The sequence below is a fragment of the Pseudoalteromonas sp. ESRF-bin5 genome (assembly GCF_002632075.1).
Lineage (GTDB): Bacteria > Pseudomonadota > Gammaproteobacteria > Enterobacterales > Alteromonadaceae > Pseudoalteromonas > Pseudoalteromonas marina.
The window spans coordinates 1-12,744 of record NZ_NTLW01000059.1 but is presented as its reverse complement, the minus strand read 5'-3'; the positions used below and the strand labels follow the sequence as shown (position 1 = coordinate 12,744).

11 protein-coding genes and 1 pseudogene are annotated in these 12,744 nt (G+C 39.8%); 3 read left to right on the top strand and 9 right to left on the bottom strand.

Annotated features, from left to right (window positions below):
- On the bottom strand, nt 1-1,409 hold a 1,409-nt coding region (locus tag BCG07_RS02075; RefSeq protein ID WP_286888355.1), incomplete at its 3' end, for a M14 metallopeptidase family protein.
- 148 nt (nt 1,410-1,557) lie between these two features.
- On the opposite strand from BCG07_RS02075, the gene nfuA reads away from it, so the two are divergent.
- Entirely contained in the window at nt 1,558-2,133 is a 576-nt protein-coding gene (nfuA, locus tag BCG07_RS02070; RefSeq protein ID WP_006793795.1) for a Fe-S biogenesis protein NfuA, read from the top strand.
- Nucleotides 2,134-2,142: 9 nt separating this feature from the next.
- Nucleotides 2,143-2,412: a hypothetical protein gene (locus BCG07_RS02065; protein ID WP_006793794.1), complete on the top strand. Its 270-nt coding sequence runs from the start codon at nt 2,143-2,145 to the stop codon at nt 2,410-2,412.
- A gap of 3 nt (nt 2,413-2,415) precedes the next feature.
- On the opposite strand, the gene BCG07_RS02060 is transcribed toward BCG07_RS02065, so the two are convergent.
- Complete coding sequence (locus tag BCG07_RS02060) at nt 2,416-3,687, bottom strand: MATE family efflux transporter (protein WP_286888352.1); 1,272 nt, start codon at nt 3,685-3,687, stop codon at nt 2,416-2,418.
- Between the two features lie 42 nt (nt 3,688-3,729).
- On the opposite strand from BCG07_RS02060, the gene BCG07_RS02055 reads away from it, so the two are divergent.
- On the top strand, nt 3,730-4,755 hold the full coding sequence (locus BCG07_RS02055) for a polysaccharide deacetylase family protein (protein WP_286888350.1): 1,026 nt from the start codon (nt 3,730-3,732) through the stop codon (nt 4,753-4,755).
- Nucleotides 4,756-4,770: 15 nt separating this feature from the next.
- Here the strand turns inward: BCG07_RS02055 and BCG07_RS02050 are convergent, their stop codons facing one another.
- The 7 genes and pseudogenes from BCG07_RS02050 to BCG07_RS02020 form a co-directional block, all read right to left on the bottom strand.
- On the bottom strand, nt 4,771-5,805 hold the full coding sequence (locus BCG07_RS02050) for a protein-glutamate methylesterase/protein-glutamine glutaminase (protein WP_008129089.1): 1,035 nt from the start codon (nt 5,803-5,805) through the stop codon (nt 4,771-4,773).
- An 8-nt stretch (nt 5,806-5,813) separates the two neighbouring features.
- A complete protein-coding gene (gene cheD / locus BCG07_RS02045; protein ID WP_006793790.1) occupies nt 5,814-6,431 on the bottom strand; it encodes a chemoreceptor glutamine deamidase CheD in 618 nt (205 codons plus the stop codon).
- A complete protein-coding gene (locus BCG07_RS02040) occupies nt 6,421-7,245 on the bottom strand; it encodes a CheR family methyltransferase (RefSeq protein ID WP_286888346.1) in 825 nt (274 codons plus the stop codon). Before BCG07_RS02040 ends, cheD begins: the two co-directional genes overlap by 11 nt.
- Before the next feature lie 72 nt (nt 7,246-7,317).
- The gene (locus BCG07_RS02035) at nt 7,318-10,017 is read right to left on the bottom strand and encodes a methyl-accepting chemotaxis protein (protein WP_286888357.1); all 2,700 of its coding nucleotides are present in this window, start codon (nt 10,015-10,017) and stop codon (nt 7,318-7,320) included.
- A 50-nt stretch (nt 10,018-10,067) separates the two neighbouring features.
- On the bottom strand, nt 10,068-10,532 hold the full coding sequence (locus BCG07_RS02030) for a chemotaxis protein CheW (RefSeq protein WP_006793787.1): 465 nt from the start codon (nt 10,530-10,532) through the stop codon (nt 10,068-10,070).
- Nucleotides 10,529-12,610 (bottom strand): chemotaxis protein CheA, encoded by a 2,082-nt coding sequence (locus tag BCG07_RS02025; RefSeq protein WP_286888342.1) that lies wholly within the window; start codon nt 12,608-12,610, stop codon nt 10,529-10,531. The genes BCG07_RS02030 and BCG07_RS02025 overlap by 4 nt, the downstream gene beginning before the upstream one ends.
- 14 nt (nt 12,611-12,624) lie before the next feature.
- A pseudogene (locus BCG07_RS02020) lies at nt 12,625-12,744 on the bottom strand (response regulator); the annotation flags it as partial.

Here is a 12,744-nt window from a genome sequence, read left to right as displayed (position 1 = left end):
TGCGCTAATGTCCAACCAGATACATCGTAAAATGTATTGTCTGCAAAGTTTTTTTGCTCGCTAAATATCGCTTTAACTAAACGATATTGAGGCTGCGCTAAAGGCACATAATAGCTGTTGGTGGTAAAGTTTACGCCACCTGCTTTTAGTGGTTTAGTAAGTTCAAATGCCTTTATTTTATGTTGCTCTAATAGCGCTAAAAAGTCAGTAATTCGGGTGCTGTCTTTTGCACCTTCAACAACATAACCTGCAAAGTTTTCGTCACCTGCAAGCTCTGCGGCTTGATTATAAAATTTAGCTTGGTAGTCAAGCAATGCTTGACGGTTTTCAACCGCCGCTTTAAAGGTAGATAAGCTCGTTAATAACTGATTTTTTATAGTAAATGGAAACGTTAAAGGGCCATTAATGGTCTCTTGTATATGGCCTCGAGAGCTTGCTTGCTCAAACAAAATACCTATACCCCCGTTCACGTCTGGGTAAGTTGAACCTTTACCGTAGTAAAAATCGTCAAAGCTTTCTTCTGTAAAATACAGTGCATTATTTTCATCCAATGTTTTGGCATGATAATTAGCAATTGCTTTGGTTAATGTTACGTTTTCAATTGGCGTAATTGGGTGCTTTCTACTTGGAATACCCGGCTGAAAAAAGTAGCTGCTGTTTGGGCCCATTTCATGAAAGTCGGTAAGTACATTTGGTTTCCACTGATGAAATTTTGCAATACGCGCACGCGACTCAGGGTGCTGTAGCAATAGCCAATCTCGGTTTAAGTCAAACCAATAATGATTAGTACGGCTGCTTGGCCAGTTTTCGGTATGCTCACGAGTTTTAGGATCTGACGATAAATTCATGCCGCGGTTACTGTTTGCCCAATTAGCAAAACGTGCAAGTCCGTCGGGGTTTAATGAAGGGTCGAGCAAAATAACGGTATTGTTTAATAGGTTATTTATTTCATCACCCTGTGCTGCAGCTAAGTAATAAGCCGTTAAAAGCGATGCATTGCTACCCGATGATTCGTTACCGTGCACACTGTAGCCCATCCACACAACTGCAGGTTCATCGTTTGCTTTTTTGCTGTTATTACCCAAACGAGCCAAGTGCGCTTGGCGTATTTGCTCTATTTGAGTTAATTTATTTGGCGCTGTAACCGTTAGCATTACCAGTGGTCGTTGCTCATGTGTGCGGCCAATTATCTCAAAGTTTATTCTGTCGCTCTTTTGAGCAAGTACTTCCATGTAGCGCACGAGTTGGTCGTGTCTTACATGCCACTCACCTACTTGATAACCCAATACTTCTTCGGGCGTGGGAATGGCTGGGTCGAATACAACATCGTCTTCAAAATAGTATGAAAGCGGTTTTGCTACACTTGAAAAGCTCAGCATTACCACCATTATTGTTATTAATAAACGCATATAGATCACTCTAAAAATGTTTGTTAATTGCACGCTAGCATTGCTTAAAATAGATGCCAACTTTTTACGCTCAACACTAGCCGCAACACGATGAGCGGAGTATGATATGCAGTATCCGAGTAATTTAGTCAGGTATAAAGCCGTTTTTATGATTTCTATTTCCGAAACAGCACAAGCACATTTTGCTAAACTATTAGCAGATCAATCACAACAGACCAATATTCGCGTTTTTGTTGTAAACCCTGGTACATCACAAGCCGAGTGTGGTGTTTCTTATTGTCCAGAAGACGCCGTTGAAGACAACGATATTCGCTTAAATTTTAACGGTTTTGATGCCGTTGTTGATGCTGAAAGTGCTCCTTTTTTAGAAGAAGCTGAAATTGATTTTGTTACCGACAAAATGGGTACTCAGCTAACGCTTAAAGCACCTAATGCAAAAGCACGTAAAATTGGTGATGATGCATCATTAAACGAACGTGTTCAGCACATGCTTGAAACAGAAGTAAACCCACAACTAGCTAACCATGGCGGCCAAGTAAGCCTAGTAGAGATTACAGCTGCTGGCGTTGCAGTGCTTCAGTTTGGTGGCGGTTGTAATGGGTGTTCTATGATCGATGTAACGTTAAAAGAAGGCATCGAAAAAGAAATGATTGCTAAGTTTGACGAGATCACAGGTGTTGCAGATATTACTGATCACGAAGCTGGCGAGCACTCTTACTATTAAGCCAAGTAAATGCTAAAGCCTCTTATATACCGCTTAGGGAGCAACCCTAAGCTGAGTTTAAAGCGGTTTTTTCGCGGCGTAGCACTGTTTGTGCTAGCCGTGATTTTTATTTTTGCGGGTTACTATAGTCATTACAGTTTGCAAATTATTGGCGTTTTAATTTTAATACCTGCGCTATTTTTTGCTTTTTGGGGCTACAGTGGCATTTTTGCCAATCGCTTTTCGCAAGTAATAAAAGAAATAGGGCCCAAACATCACGATCCTGATCTGTGGAAATAAGCCTTAATCTAGCAGCTGATTATTAGCTTTAAGCGTTTGATATTTTATTATTAATGTAACTCCACGCATTAGCATAAAGCAGCTCATCGCAAGCCATAGCCCATTATTTTGCCAATCATTAAATACCCAAAATACACCAAAAAACCCAATAGCTGCCGATAGCAACATACTATTTCGCATATCTTTAGCGCGCGTTAAACCAACAAATACACCATCAAATAAAAAGCAGCTCATTGCTAATAATGGCAAAGCAATTACCCATGGTAAATATTGCGTAGCCTCATTAATAACCTCAGGTACGTTGGTTAATAGCGTAATTATATAAGCGCCAAACACAGCAAAAAACACGCTATAAATCACACCAAATAATATTCCCCAAAATACACTTATTTTTACCCACAGCTGTATTTTACTTACACTTTGCTGACCTTTAGCTTGGCCTACTTTAGCCTCACTTGCGTAAGCTATGCCATCCAGTGCAAAGCTGACTAACATTAAAAAGTTTAGTAATACTGCGTTCGCTGCAAGGGTTGTTTCGCCAATACGCGCGCCATAAAAAGTCATAAAGCTAAAACACAACTGAAGTATTAAAGAGCGAATGAAAATGTCGCGATTTAAACTCAATAACCCTGCCATTTTTTTTACACTAAACCAGTGCGGAGTACTTAAAACTACACCTTGTTTTTTTGCGAGTTTAGTCACTAAAAACAGCGCGAATACCAGCGCAGTATAATCAGCGATTAACGATGCCCATGCCGCGCCTGCTACAGCCCAATCTAAAAAAACAACAAAATAAATATCAAGCACAATATTTACACTATTTGTTACCAACAATAAGTAAAATGGCCCTCGTCCATAATGAACGCCTAACATCCAACCCAATAAAACCAAGTTACATAGTGCCGCTGGCGCGCTAAAAATTCGAATACTAAAATAAGTATAGGCCTCGCTTAGCACGGCATTATTAGCGTCTGATAAAAATGCTATTGCGTGTTTTATTAAAGGAGACATAGCAATAAGAAATAATGCCACTATGCTGGCAAGTAATAGGCTTCGTTTTAGTAAAGCAGCTAACTGGGTTAAGTCATTTTGGCCATAGGCTTGGGCAACCATGCCGGTCGTGCTCATTCTTAAAAAACCCGCGAGCCAAAATAAAATGGAGATAACAGCTGAGCCCAACGCAATACCAGCCAAATAATGAGCACTGCCTAAATGGCCAATGACCGCGGTATCAACTATTCCTAACAGTGGCACGGTGATATTTGATAATATCATTGGTCCTGCTAACAACAGCAAGCTTTTATGGTGTGCTTTATTATGTATAAGAAATTGTTTCATTTAGTTTTATTGACTCTTATTGGGTTATCTTTACGTGCTCATGCTGGTGTTATTTTACAGTACCACCATGTAAGTGAAACCCTGCCGGCGGTCACTAGTGTGAGCGAAGAAACGTTTACAGAGCATCTAAACTATTTAAAAAATAATGATTTTAATGTTATTGCCTTAAATGAACTACTTGATGCTTTAAAACAAGGCTATACCTTACCTGATAAAACCGTCGCCATCACGTTTGATGATGGTTACAACAATAATTATGATCAAGCCGCTCCAATACTCGAAAAGTTTGGCTATCCATATACAATTTTTGTTAACCCTAAACTCATAGACGAAGGTAAACGCTATGTGATGGGTTGGGATAAACTTAAAGAACTGATCAAAAAAGGCGCACTTATAAGTAACCACACCGCACAGCATGACTATTTACATGTAAAACTTGACGGTGAAACCAACACGCAATGGAAAGAACGTATCACCCAAGATATTGTTCATTCACAACAACGTATAAAAGAAGAGATAGGCCACAACTATAAATATTTAGCATACCCCTACGGAGAGTTTGATAACGAGTTACAAGCTTTAGTGACAGAGCTTGGCTATATAGGCATTGGCCAGCATTCTGGTGCTCTAAATAAACACGCTAACTTTAGTCGATTACCTCGCTTTCCTGCATCTGGCGTTTATAGCGACATAAAAACACTGGCAACCAAATTAAATTCTCAGGCATTTAATATTACTCAATTAAGCTATGAAAATAGCGTAACAACCCAAAACCCACCTGTGTTAACTATTGGGTTTCAAGTTGATGATTTTAACAAGTCTCAACTGGCTTGTTATGTGTCGGGGATTGGCAAAGCAAACTTGAACTGGGTGACTGATAATACGGTAGAGGTAACATCACCTAAAAAACTGAACAAAGGCCGTTCACGCTTTAATTGTACAGCGCCTTCAATTAAAAAACCGAACAGCTATTATTGGTTTTCTCAGCCTTGGGTTATTCAATAACTTTGAGCTTTCTATTTAGTTAGGTTTAACTGCTTGGCTTAATAATCGCTCAGCCATTTTATCAAGTGCAGCCACTTCATTGGCTGCATTTAAATCAATAGCGGCTTTAGGCATTCCCCACACAACTGATGAGTATTCATCTTGCGCTAACGTGTATGCACCGTTTTGCTTCAGTGCTAACAGTCCTTTAGCCCCATCAGCGCCCATCCCTGTAAGTATTGCTGCCACTATATTTTTTGATCCACAATTTACAAGCGAATCAAATAGTACGTCAACGGCTGGTTTATGCCGATTTACAGGCTCACCATCGTCGAGCTGGCAATACAAAGCAATTCCTCGCTTTTTTACGCTTAAATGAAGCCCGCCGGGGGCAATATAAGCCCAACCTGGGCTTAGCTTGTCGCCATGTTGTGCCTCTTTCACATTAATTAAGCATGTTCTATCCATACGCTCAGCAAACGAGGCACTAAATACGGGAGGAATATGCTGAGTAATTACAATAGGAGGGCAATTAACTGGCATTTTTATTAGTACTTCTTTTATTGCCTCGGTACCCCCGGTAGACGCACCAATTGCAATCACTTTATTTAATAAAAATTCAGTCTCTGAACTTATAGGTTTTGTATCGGGTGGCGCTTTTTTAAAGCTGCGTATTCGTGCACCGGCGGCTATTCTTACCTTTTGTTGAACCAGTGACGCGTAATGACTCAGCTGGGCTCTTACGTTATTTGTTGGCTTAGCAATAAAATCCACAGCACCTAGCTCTAACGCCTCTAATGTAATGGGCGACCCCTTCTGCGTAAGCGTAGAAATCATAACCACGGGCATAGGCCTTAGGCGCATTAGGTTTTTTAAAAAGCTAATCCCATCCATTTTTGGCATTTCTACGTCTAAGGTAAGTACATCGGGATTAAGTTTTTTAATCATTTCGCGTGCTTGGTATGGATCTTCAGCACAGCCCACTACGTTAATGTCGTTAGCTTGTTGCAGTATTTCTGTAAGCAACCCTCTAATTAAAGGGGAGTCATCGATTATTAATACATTTATCATAGCGACTCCTAAAACAACTCTATATTCGATACCACTTCTTGCTTTTTAAGGTTTTGCAAGTAACGTACTTCGCGCTTTTCAATGGTATCGTTATGTAATTTTTTAAGTTTTTTCATATACACTTTACCCGTTTGTGGATGAAAAAATATTTTTCTAGGCCACGGGCCGCCCATATCATGGGCCACTAAATTTAAGGCTTCTTCTTTAACATAGGCGGTAGCAAAACTAATATTACCCAGCCCAATATCTGTCATTGCACTAATTATTTTTCCGCCACCAAATAGCTTAATTTTTAAATTATGACGAGACGCACCGTTTTTTAATACTTCATTAATTAGGTATTCCATAGCCCAATTACCATAGCGGCAGTTTAAGCCGTGTGCACTTTTAAGCTCTACGCCTTTTTGTATCGGCAGCATAAAATGATTCATCCCGCCAATACCTAACACTTCATCGTAAACACAGGCCGCAATACATGAGCCAAGTACAGTTGAAATCAATTCATTATTTTTAGATACATAAAATTCTCCTGGAAGCACTTTGGCAACAACATGATTTCTTCCTGAATCCCAGTAACGCTTAATGTGTTCAAAACTGGGTAAAACACTTCTAAATTCAGCCTGCATGTGCTCTCAATTGATACATAGTTTTTCCTAAATTTTTATAATTTGAGTGCTCTTTACCCATACTCTCTGAGTGACCTAAAAATAAGTAACCGTGATCGCTTAGAATATTTGCATAGCGTTTAAATAAATGATCTTTCGTTTCTTTATCAAAATAAATAACCACGTTGCGGCATAAAATAAGATCAAACGGCCCTTTCATTGGCCAGTCTTGCAATAGGTTTAAGCGCTTAAAAGAAATACGCTCACGCAGCGTGTCTTTCACTTTATAGTGTTCGCCATCTTTACTTTTTAAAAACCAACGCTTTAGATGAGTGGCATCTAAGCCATTTACGTTTGCCGCGGTATACACACCTTTTTGCGCTTTTTCTAACACGTTAGAATCTAAATCGGTGGCTAAAATTTTTACATCCCAATTACTTGGAAACGCATTATTTAACGTCATTGCTAAGCTGTAGGGCTCTTCTCCTGTTGAGCAGCCTGCAGACCATATTCTGATCCGCTTGGTGTCTTTGTTCGCCTTTATTAAGTTAGGTATAAGCTCAGATTTAATAAATTCAAAATGATGAACTTCACGAAAAAAAGACGTTAAATTAGTGGTAATTGCATTTATAAACGCATCAAACTCTTGGTCTTTATGCGTATCTAAGTAGGCTAAGTAGGCTTTAAAGTCGTTTAATTTTAGCGTTCTTATCCGCCTTGCTAAACGTGAGTACACCATTTCACGTTTATGATCACCCAATACAATACCGCAAGCGTTGTAAACTAAATTGGCAATGTCTTTAAAATCGCGATCGGTACACAGAAACTCTTTCATTAGCAGCTCTCATACATAGTAGTGAGTGTGGCCTTATTGAGCGCTTTTTCAATAAGGCCTGTAATCAAATAATTAAAATTCTTCCCACTCGTCTGCCGAATCAATAAAATTATCGCCTCTTGGCTTGCTTTGTACTGCGTTACTTTGTGATTTGTGAGCTAAGCTTGGGGTATTCATTGTGGGCGACATAATAGCCATGTCTTGCTGACCCAGTGAAAAGAAATTAAGAAGTCTGCGCATTTCATTTGCTTGCTCAGCCATTGATTCACCTGCAGCCGATGCTTCTTCAACTAAGGCTGCGTTTTGCTGGGTCATTTCATCCATTTGAGATATAGCTTTATTTACTTGCTCTATACCTGCACTTTGCTCTTCAGATGCCTCTGTAATATCTGAAATCATTTGCGTCACTTTTTGTACCGACACCACAATTTCTTTAAGCGTTGCACCTGATTCATTAACAAGCTGAGAGCCATCTGCTACTTTACCTACACTATCTCTTATCAGCTCTTTAATTTCTTTTGCTGCACCCGCAGAGCGCTGAGCTAAATTACGCACTTCACCTGCAACAACCGCAAAGCCACGCCCTTGCTCTCCCGCTCTAGCTGCTTCAACGGCCGCATTAAGTGCAAGCAAGTTAGTTTGAAATGCAATTTCGTCAATCACACCAATGATGTCAGCAATCTTTTTACTCGATTCATTAATTGCCGACATACTCGTCACAGCACGATTAACCACTTCACCACCTTGAATCGCTTTATCGCATGTTTCTTCTGCGAGTGTATTTGCCACTTTAGCATTGTCTGCATTTTGACGAACTGTACTCGTCATTTCTTCCATGCTTGAGGCGGTTTCTTCCAATGATGATGCTTGCTCTTCCGTGCGCTGACTTAAATCTGCGTTCCCCTGAGAAATTTCTTCTGCGCCACTGGCCACTAAGGTTGCTGATGAACTTATACGATTAATAACCTCCGTTAATTTATCTGCCGTGGTGTTTGCGTCGCGTTTTAATTTATCAAATGACCCTTTGTATTCTTTTTCAATTCGCTTAGATAAGTCACCGGTTGCCAAGGCATCTAGCATATTGCCAGTGTCTGCGACCGCATCGTCTACAATTTTAACTAAACTGTTTAACCCTTGTGCCAAGCGTAAAAAGAACCCCTCTTTACCCTCTTCCATTACACGCGTATCAAGGTCTCCCTCTCCTGCAGCACTCACTAATTGCGCTATTTCTCTTTCTATTGCAACTTCTGCGGTTCTATCTTCCCACTCTACAACGGTGCCAATTCTCTCTTGCTCTGGGGTTATTATTGGGTTTGCAACCAATCCAAATGTGCGTCCACCAACCTTTATTTGCGTGCTATAAGTATTTTTTAACGTTGCTAATAGGTTTTGTTGGTGCGCTGGGTTTTTATGAAATACATCAATATTTTGATTAAGTAGATTTTTGCTATCAAAATTAGGTAAGTCTTTTCGAAGGTCATTTTCAGCAATACGCATCATATTTCTAACAGCTTTATTCATGTACACAATGACATTTGATGAATCTGCAATCATGGTATTAGTCGCGACAGTATCAAGTGCTTGGCGCACACGAAGGTTTTCTTGTGCTATGGCACGCTCTGCGTCAGCTTTAGCAACCTTTTCAGTAATATCGTCCCACTCAACAATGGTACCGAGTTTCTTTCCTTCTTGGCTGTACCATGGCGTCGCTATTAATGTAAAAATAAGCCCCGCTAAACGCAGCTCTGCTTTATAAGGTTTATCTAAATTTTTTAATAAATCTCGTTGGTGTGACGGCTTCTTATGAAAATCATCAACACAAGTACCTATTAAATTATCAACAGAAAATTGTGGTAATACGGTTTTTAGGTCTTTTTCTCGCGCTTTTAACATGTCTTGCACGCGCTCGTTTACGAATACAATATTGAGGTCTTGGTCTGCAATCATTACATTTGCTTGGCATACTTTTAAGGCGCTGGCTAAGTCTGCAGTTTTACGCGAAGATTTTTCTAACTCTTTTTGAGCTGTTATATCGGATGCGTATTTAATTACTTTAAATGGCTTGCCATTCATATCATAGATTGGGTTATAAGAGGCCTGAATCCAAACTTCCTGACCTTGTTTACCTATTCTTAAATACTCACCCGAGTCAAATTCACCGCGCCCTAACTTAGCCCAAAAAGCTTTATATTCATCACTATTTGCGTATTCAGGTGTAACAAATAATCGGTGGTGCTGCCCTATAATGTCGTTAAGCTGATACCCCAACGTATTTAAAAAATTATCGTTTGCATCAATAATAGTGCCGTCTAAATTAAACTCTATTACTGCTTGAGACTTACTAATTGCATTAATTTGCCCTCTTGCCTCTGCTGCAGCGAGTTTTTGTGGTGTTATATCCGTCGCAAATTTTACAACCTTAATAACTTGCCCCTGGGAGTTTATAATTGGGTTATAAGTGGCCTGAATCCAAACCTCCTTACCGCTTTTGGTAAAACGCCTAAATTCTTGAGATATAAACTCGCCGCTGTTTAATCGTACCCAAAAATGTGTGTAGTCACTCCCTTGAGCCTCGGTATTATCAACAAATAAAGAGTGATGCTGGCCTTGAATCTCTTCTAGTTGATATTCCATTACGCGAAGAAAATTAGCATTAGCGGTAATTATTTTACCGCTTGGCTCAAACTCAATCACAGCTAATGACTTATTTAATGCGCTTACAATTAAATCATTATTTGATTCAGACTGTTTTGGATTACTAAACCATCCCATGCTCATCACCACCTTTAAGTTATTTTTACTTTATTTAGCAAATACTGACTCTAAATATTCATTGTTTTTTGCAAGTCGATTAACGCCACCATTTTTTCACCCACGTTAACTAACCCTGCCACATAATCGTCGTTATTTGTTTCTGAAATACTTGGTACCGCTTTGGCATCTTGCTCTGAAATACTGTAAACCTCAGAAACGGCATCAACGGTAATACCAATAATTTTACTGTCGTGCTCAAACTCTATTTTTACTACAATTACCACTGTAAGCGGCCCATACTCTATACTGGGCAAGCCAAATCGCAGCCTTAAATCAATAATCGGCACTATGGTGCCACGCAAATTTATAACGCCTTTTACAAATTCGGGAGCGTTGGGTAAAACGGTTATTTCCTCCCAGCTACGAATTTCTTGCACAGTTAAAATATCTACGCCGTACTCTTCATCAGCCATAATGAATGTTAAAAATTGTTTCACGCCCTTTTGCTGCTGCAGATTTAGCTCCGAAATCATAACGCCTCCAAAGCAACTTGCGACTCAATACTTAACTCTTGGCTGCCCGGCTTTTTTAATCCTGAAAGCTTTATCAACCCGCTTATATCAACTATCAATGAAACCCGTCCATCGCCCAAAATAGTCGCACCGGATATACCATCTACTTTTTGGTAATTTGCCTCTAAACTTTTAATAACAACCTGTTGTTGCGATAGGAGGTCATCTACCAATAAACCCACTTTTTGATTGTCGGTTTCTACGACAACAAGCAGGGTTTTATCAAGAGACTCAATGGCGTTATCATGATTAAAAATATCGTAGAGCCTTAAAATTGGAATGTATTCATCACGCAATCTAAGTACGTCTAGGTTTTTGCCTACACGGCTTACTTTGGCAATATCAATTTGCAGCGATTCAACAATAGAAATAAGCGGAATAATATAGGTATGCTGGGCCACTTTAACTAATTGGCCATCTAAAATAGCCAGTGTAAGCGGTAATCTAATTGTAAACGTTGATCCTACACCTGGCGCGGATGTAACCTCTACAGAGCCATTTAATGACTGAATATTACGCTTAACTACATCCATACCAACACCACGGCCAGATAAGTCACTCACTTCATCCATAGTGGAAAAACCAGGCATAAATATAAGCTCGTTTATTTCCTCATTGCTAAGGTGGTTGTCGGCAGAGATCAGTCCGTTAGCAATGGCTTTTTCTTGAATTTTTTTAGTGTTTAGCCCTTGCCCATCATCCATTATTTCAATAACAATATTTCCGCCTTGGTGAAATGCATTTAAAGTGACCGTTCCTACTGGATCTTTTCCGGCTTGCAGTCTTTTATCAACCGTTTCTAGGCCATGATCTAATGAGTTTCTAACCAAATGAACCATAGGATCAGAAATTTTTTCCATCACGGTTTTGTCTAATTCGGTTTGCTCGCCTATCAGCTTTAATTCAACCTGTTTATTTAGCTTTTGCGCAATGTCGCGCACCAAACGTGGGAAACGGCTAAATACAAAATTAATTGGCAACATGCGGATACGCATTACGTTTTCTTGTAAATCGCGAGTGTTGTGCGCAAGTTGCGCTAAACCTTCTTGCAATGCCGTAATTGTTGCTGGCGTAATGTCTTGCTCGCTAAGTTGATTAAGCATAGCTTGAGTAATAACAAGCTCACCCACCATGTTTATTAATGAGTCAACTTTATCTATCCCAACGCGAATAGAAGTCGACTCGGGTGTTGTTGATTTTTTATTCGTATTAGCAGAGGTTGGCTTTATGGGCTTAGCTTGTTCCGCCTGCTTTGGCTCTTGGATTAATGGCTCTTGAGCTACTGTACTACTGTCATTTTCAGGAGCGGGTAACTCATCAGTAAACAGGCCGCCACACAATTCAATGGTAATATCAGCGTCATCTTCGACCCATTCGAACACCTCTTTAATTGCGCTTTCACCATGACTGGTATTTAAGAAAAAACGCCAATGTAAAAAGCACTCATCACTACTCAAATTGGTTATTTCAGGGACTTCATCATAAAAAACGGTGGTATCTAACTCGCCTAACTGCTCAAGCTCACTAATCATAATGAGTGGTTCATTACCTGTTTTAAATAAGTGATGATGAGGCTTAAAGTCTATTTGGTATGTATCGCTATCAGACTGACTATCAGACGTTTGAATGTTGGACTCTTGCGTTGTGCTATTTATTCCTAGCACTTCTTCAAATTGTGCTCGTAGTGTATCGGCTTCAGTTAAGTCGGGCTCTTGCTCTGCCTGCAATCCAGCCAGTAACGAACGAAGGCAATCAACCGCTTTAAGTAATAAATTAACGTGCTCGGTTGTCAGGGTGCGCTCGCCTTGACGAATTTGGTCCAGTAAGGTTTCAAGTACATGAGTAAAATCAGACACCGATGAAAAACCAAATGTCCCACTCCCCCCTTTTATTGAATGAGCGGCTCTAAAAATAGTGTTAATAGTTTCTAAGTCTTCCTCACCGGGTACTAAGTTTAAAAGCTCAGCTTCCATGGTATCGAGGCCTTCAAAACTCTCTTCAAAGAAAACTTCAAAAAATTGACTTAAATCTATACTCACTTTGCGCTCCTTGACTAACGAATAACCTTTTTAATCACCGCTAGTAGCTGCTCAGGATTAAATGGCTTTACTATCCAGCCTGTTGCACCAGCCGCTTTACCTTCTACCTTTTTTTCTAAGCCCGACTCGGTTGT

Bases quoted from the DNA above. Each gene is read 5' to 3' on its own strand.
- BCG07_RS02050 (WP_008129089.1), bottom strand. From the start codon at position 5,805: ATGATAAATGTATTAATAATCGATGACTCCCCTTTAATTAGAGGGTTG.
- nfuA (WP_006793795.1), top strand. From the start codon at position 1,558: ATGATTTCTATTTCCGAAACAGCACAAGCACATTTTGCTAAACTATTA.
- BCG07_RS02060 (WP_286888352.1), bottom strand. From the start codon at position 3,687: ATGATATTATCAAATATCACCGTGCCACTGTTAGGAATAGTTGATACC.
- cheD (WP_006793790.1), bottom strand. From the start codon at position 6,431: ATGCAGGCTGAATTTAGAAGTGTTTTACCCAGTTTTGAACACATTAAG.
- BCG07_RS02035 (WP_286888357.1), bottom strand. From the start codon at position 10,017: ATGGGATGGTTTAGTAATCCAAAACAGTCTGAATCAAATAATGATTTA.
- BCG07_RS02040 (WP_286888346.1), bottom strand. From the start codon at position 7,245: ATGAAAGAGTTTCTGTGTACCGATCGCGATTTTAAAGACATTGCCAAT.
- BCG07_RS02065 (WP_006793794.1), top strand. From the start codon at position 2,143: ATGCTAAAGCCTCTTATATACCGCTTAGGGAGCAACCCTAAGCTGAGT.
- BCG07_RS02030 (WP_006793787.1), bottom strand. From the start codon at position 10,532: ATGATTTCGGAGCTAAATCTGCAGCAGCAAAAGGGCGTGAAACAATTT.
- BCG07_RS02055 (WP_286888350.1), top strand. From the start codon at position 3,730: ATGTATAAGAAATTGTTTCATTTAGTTTTATTGACTCTTATTGGGTTA.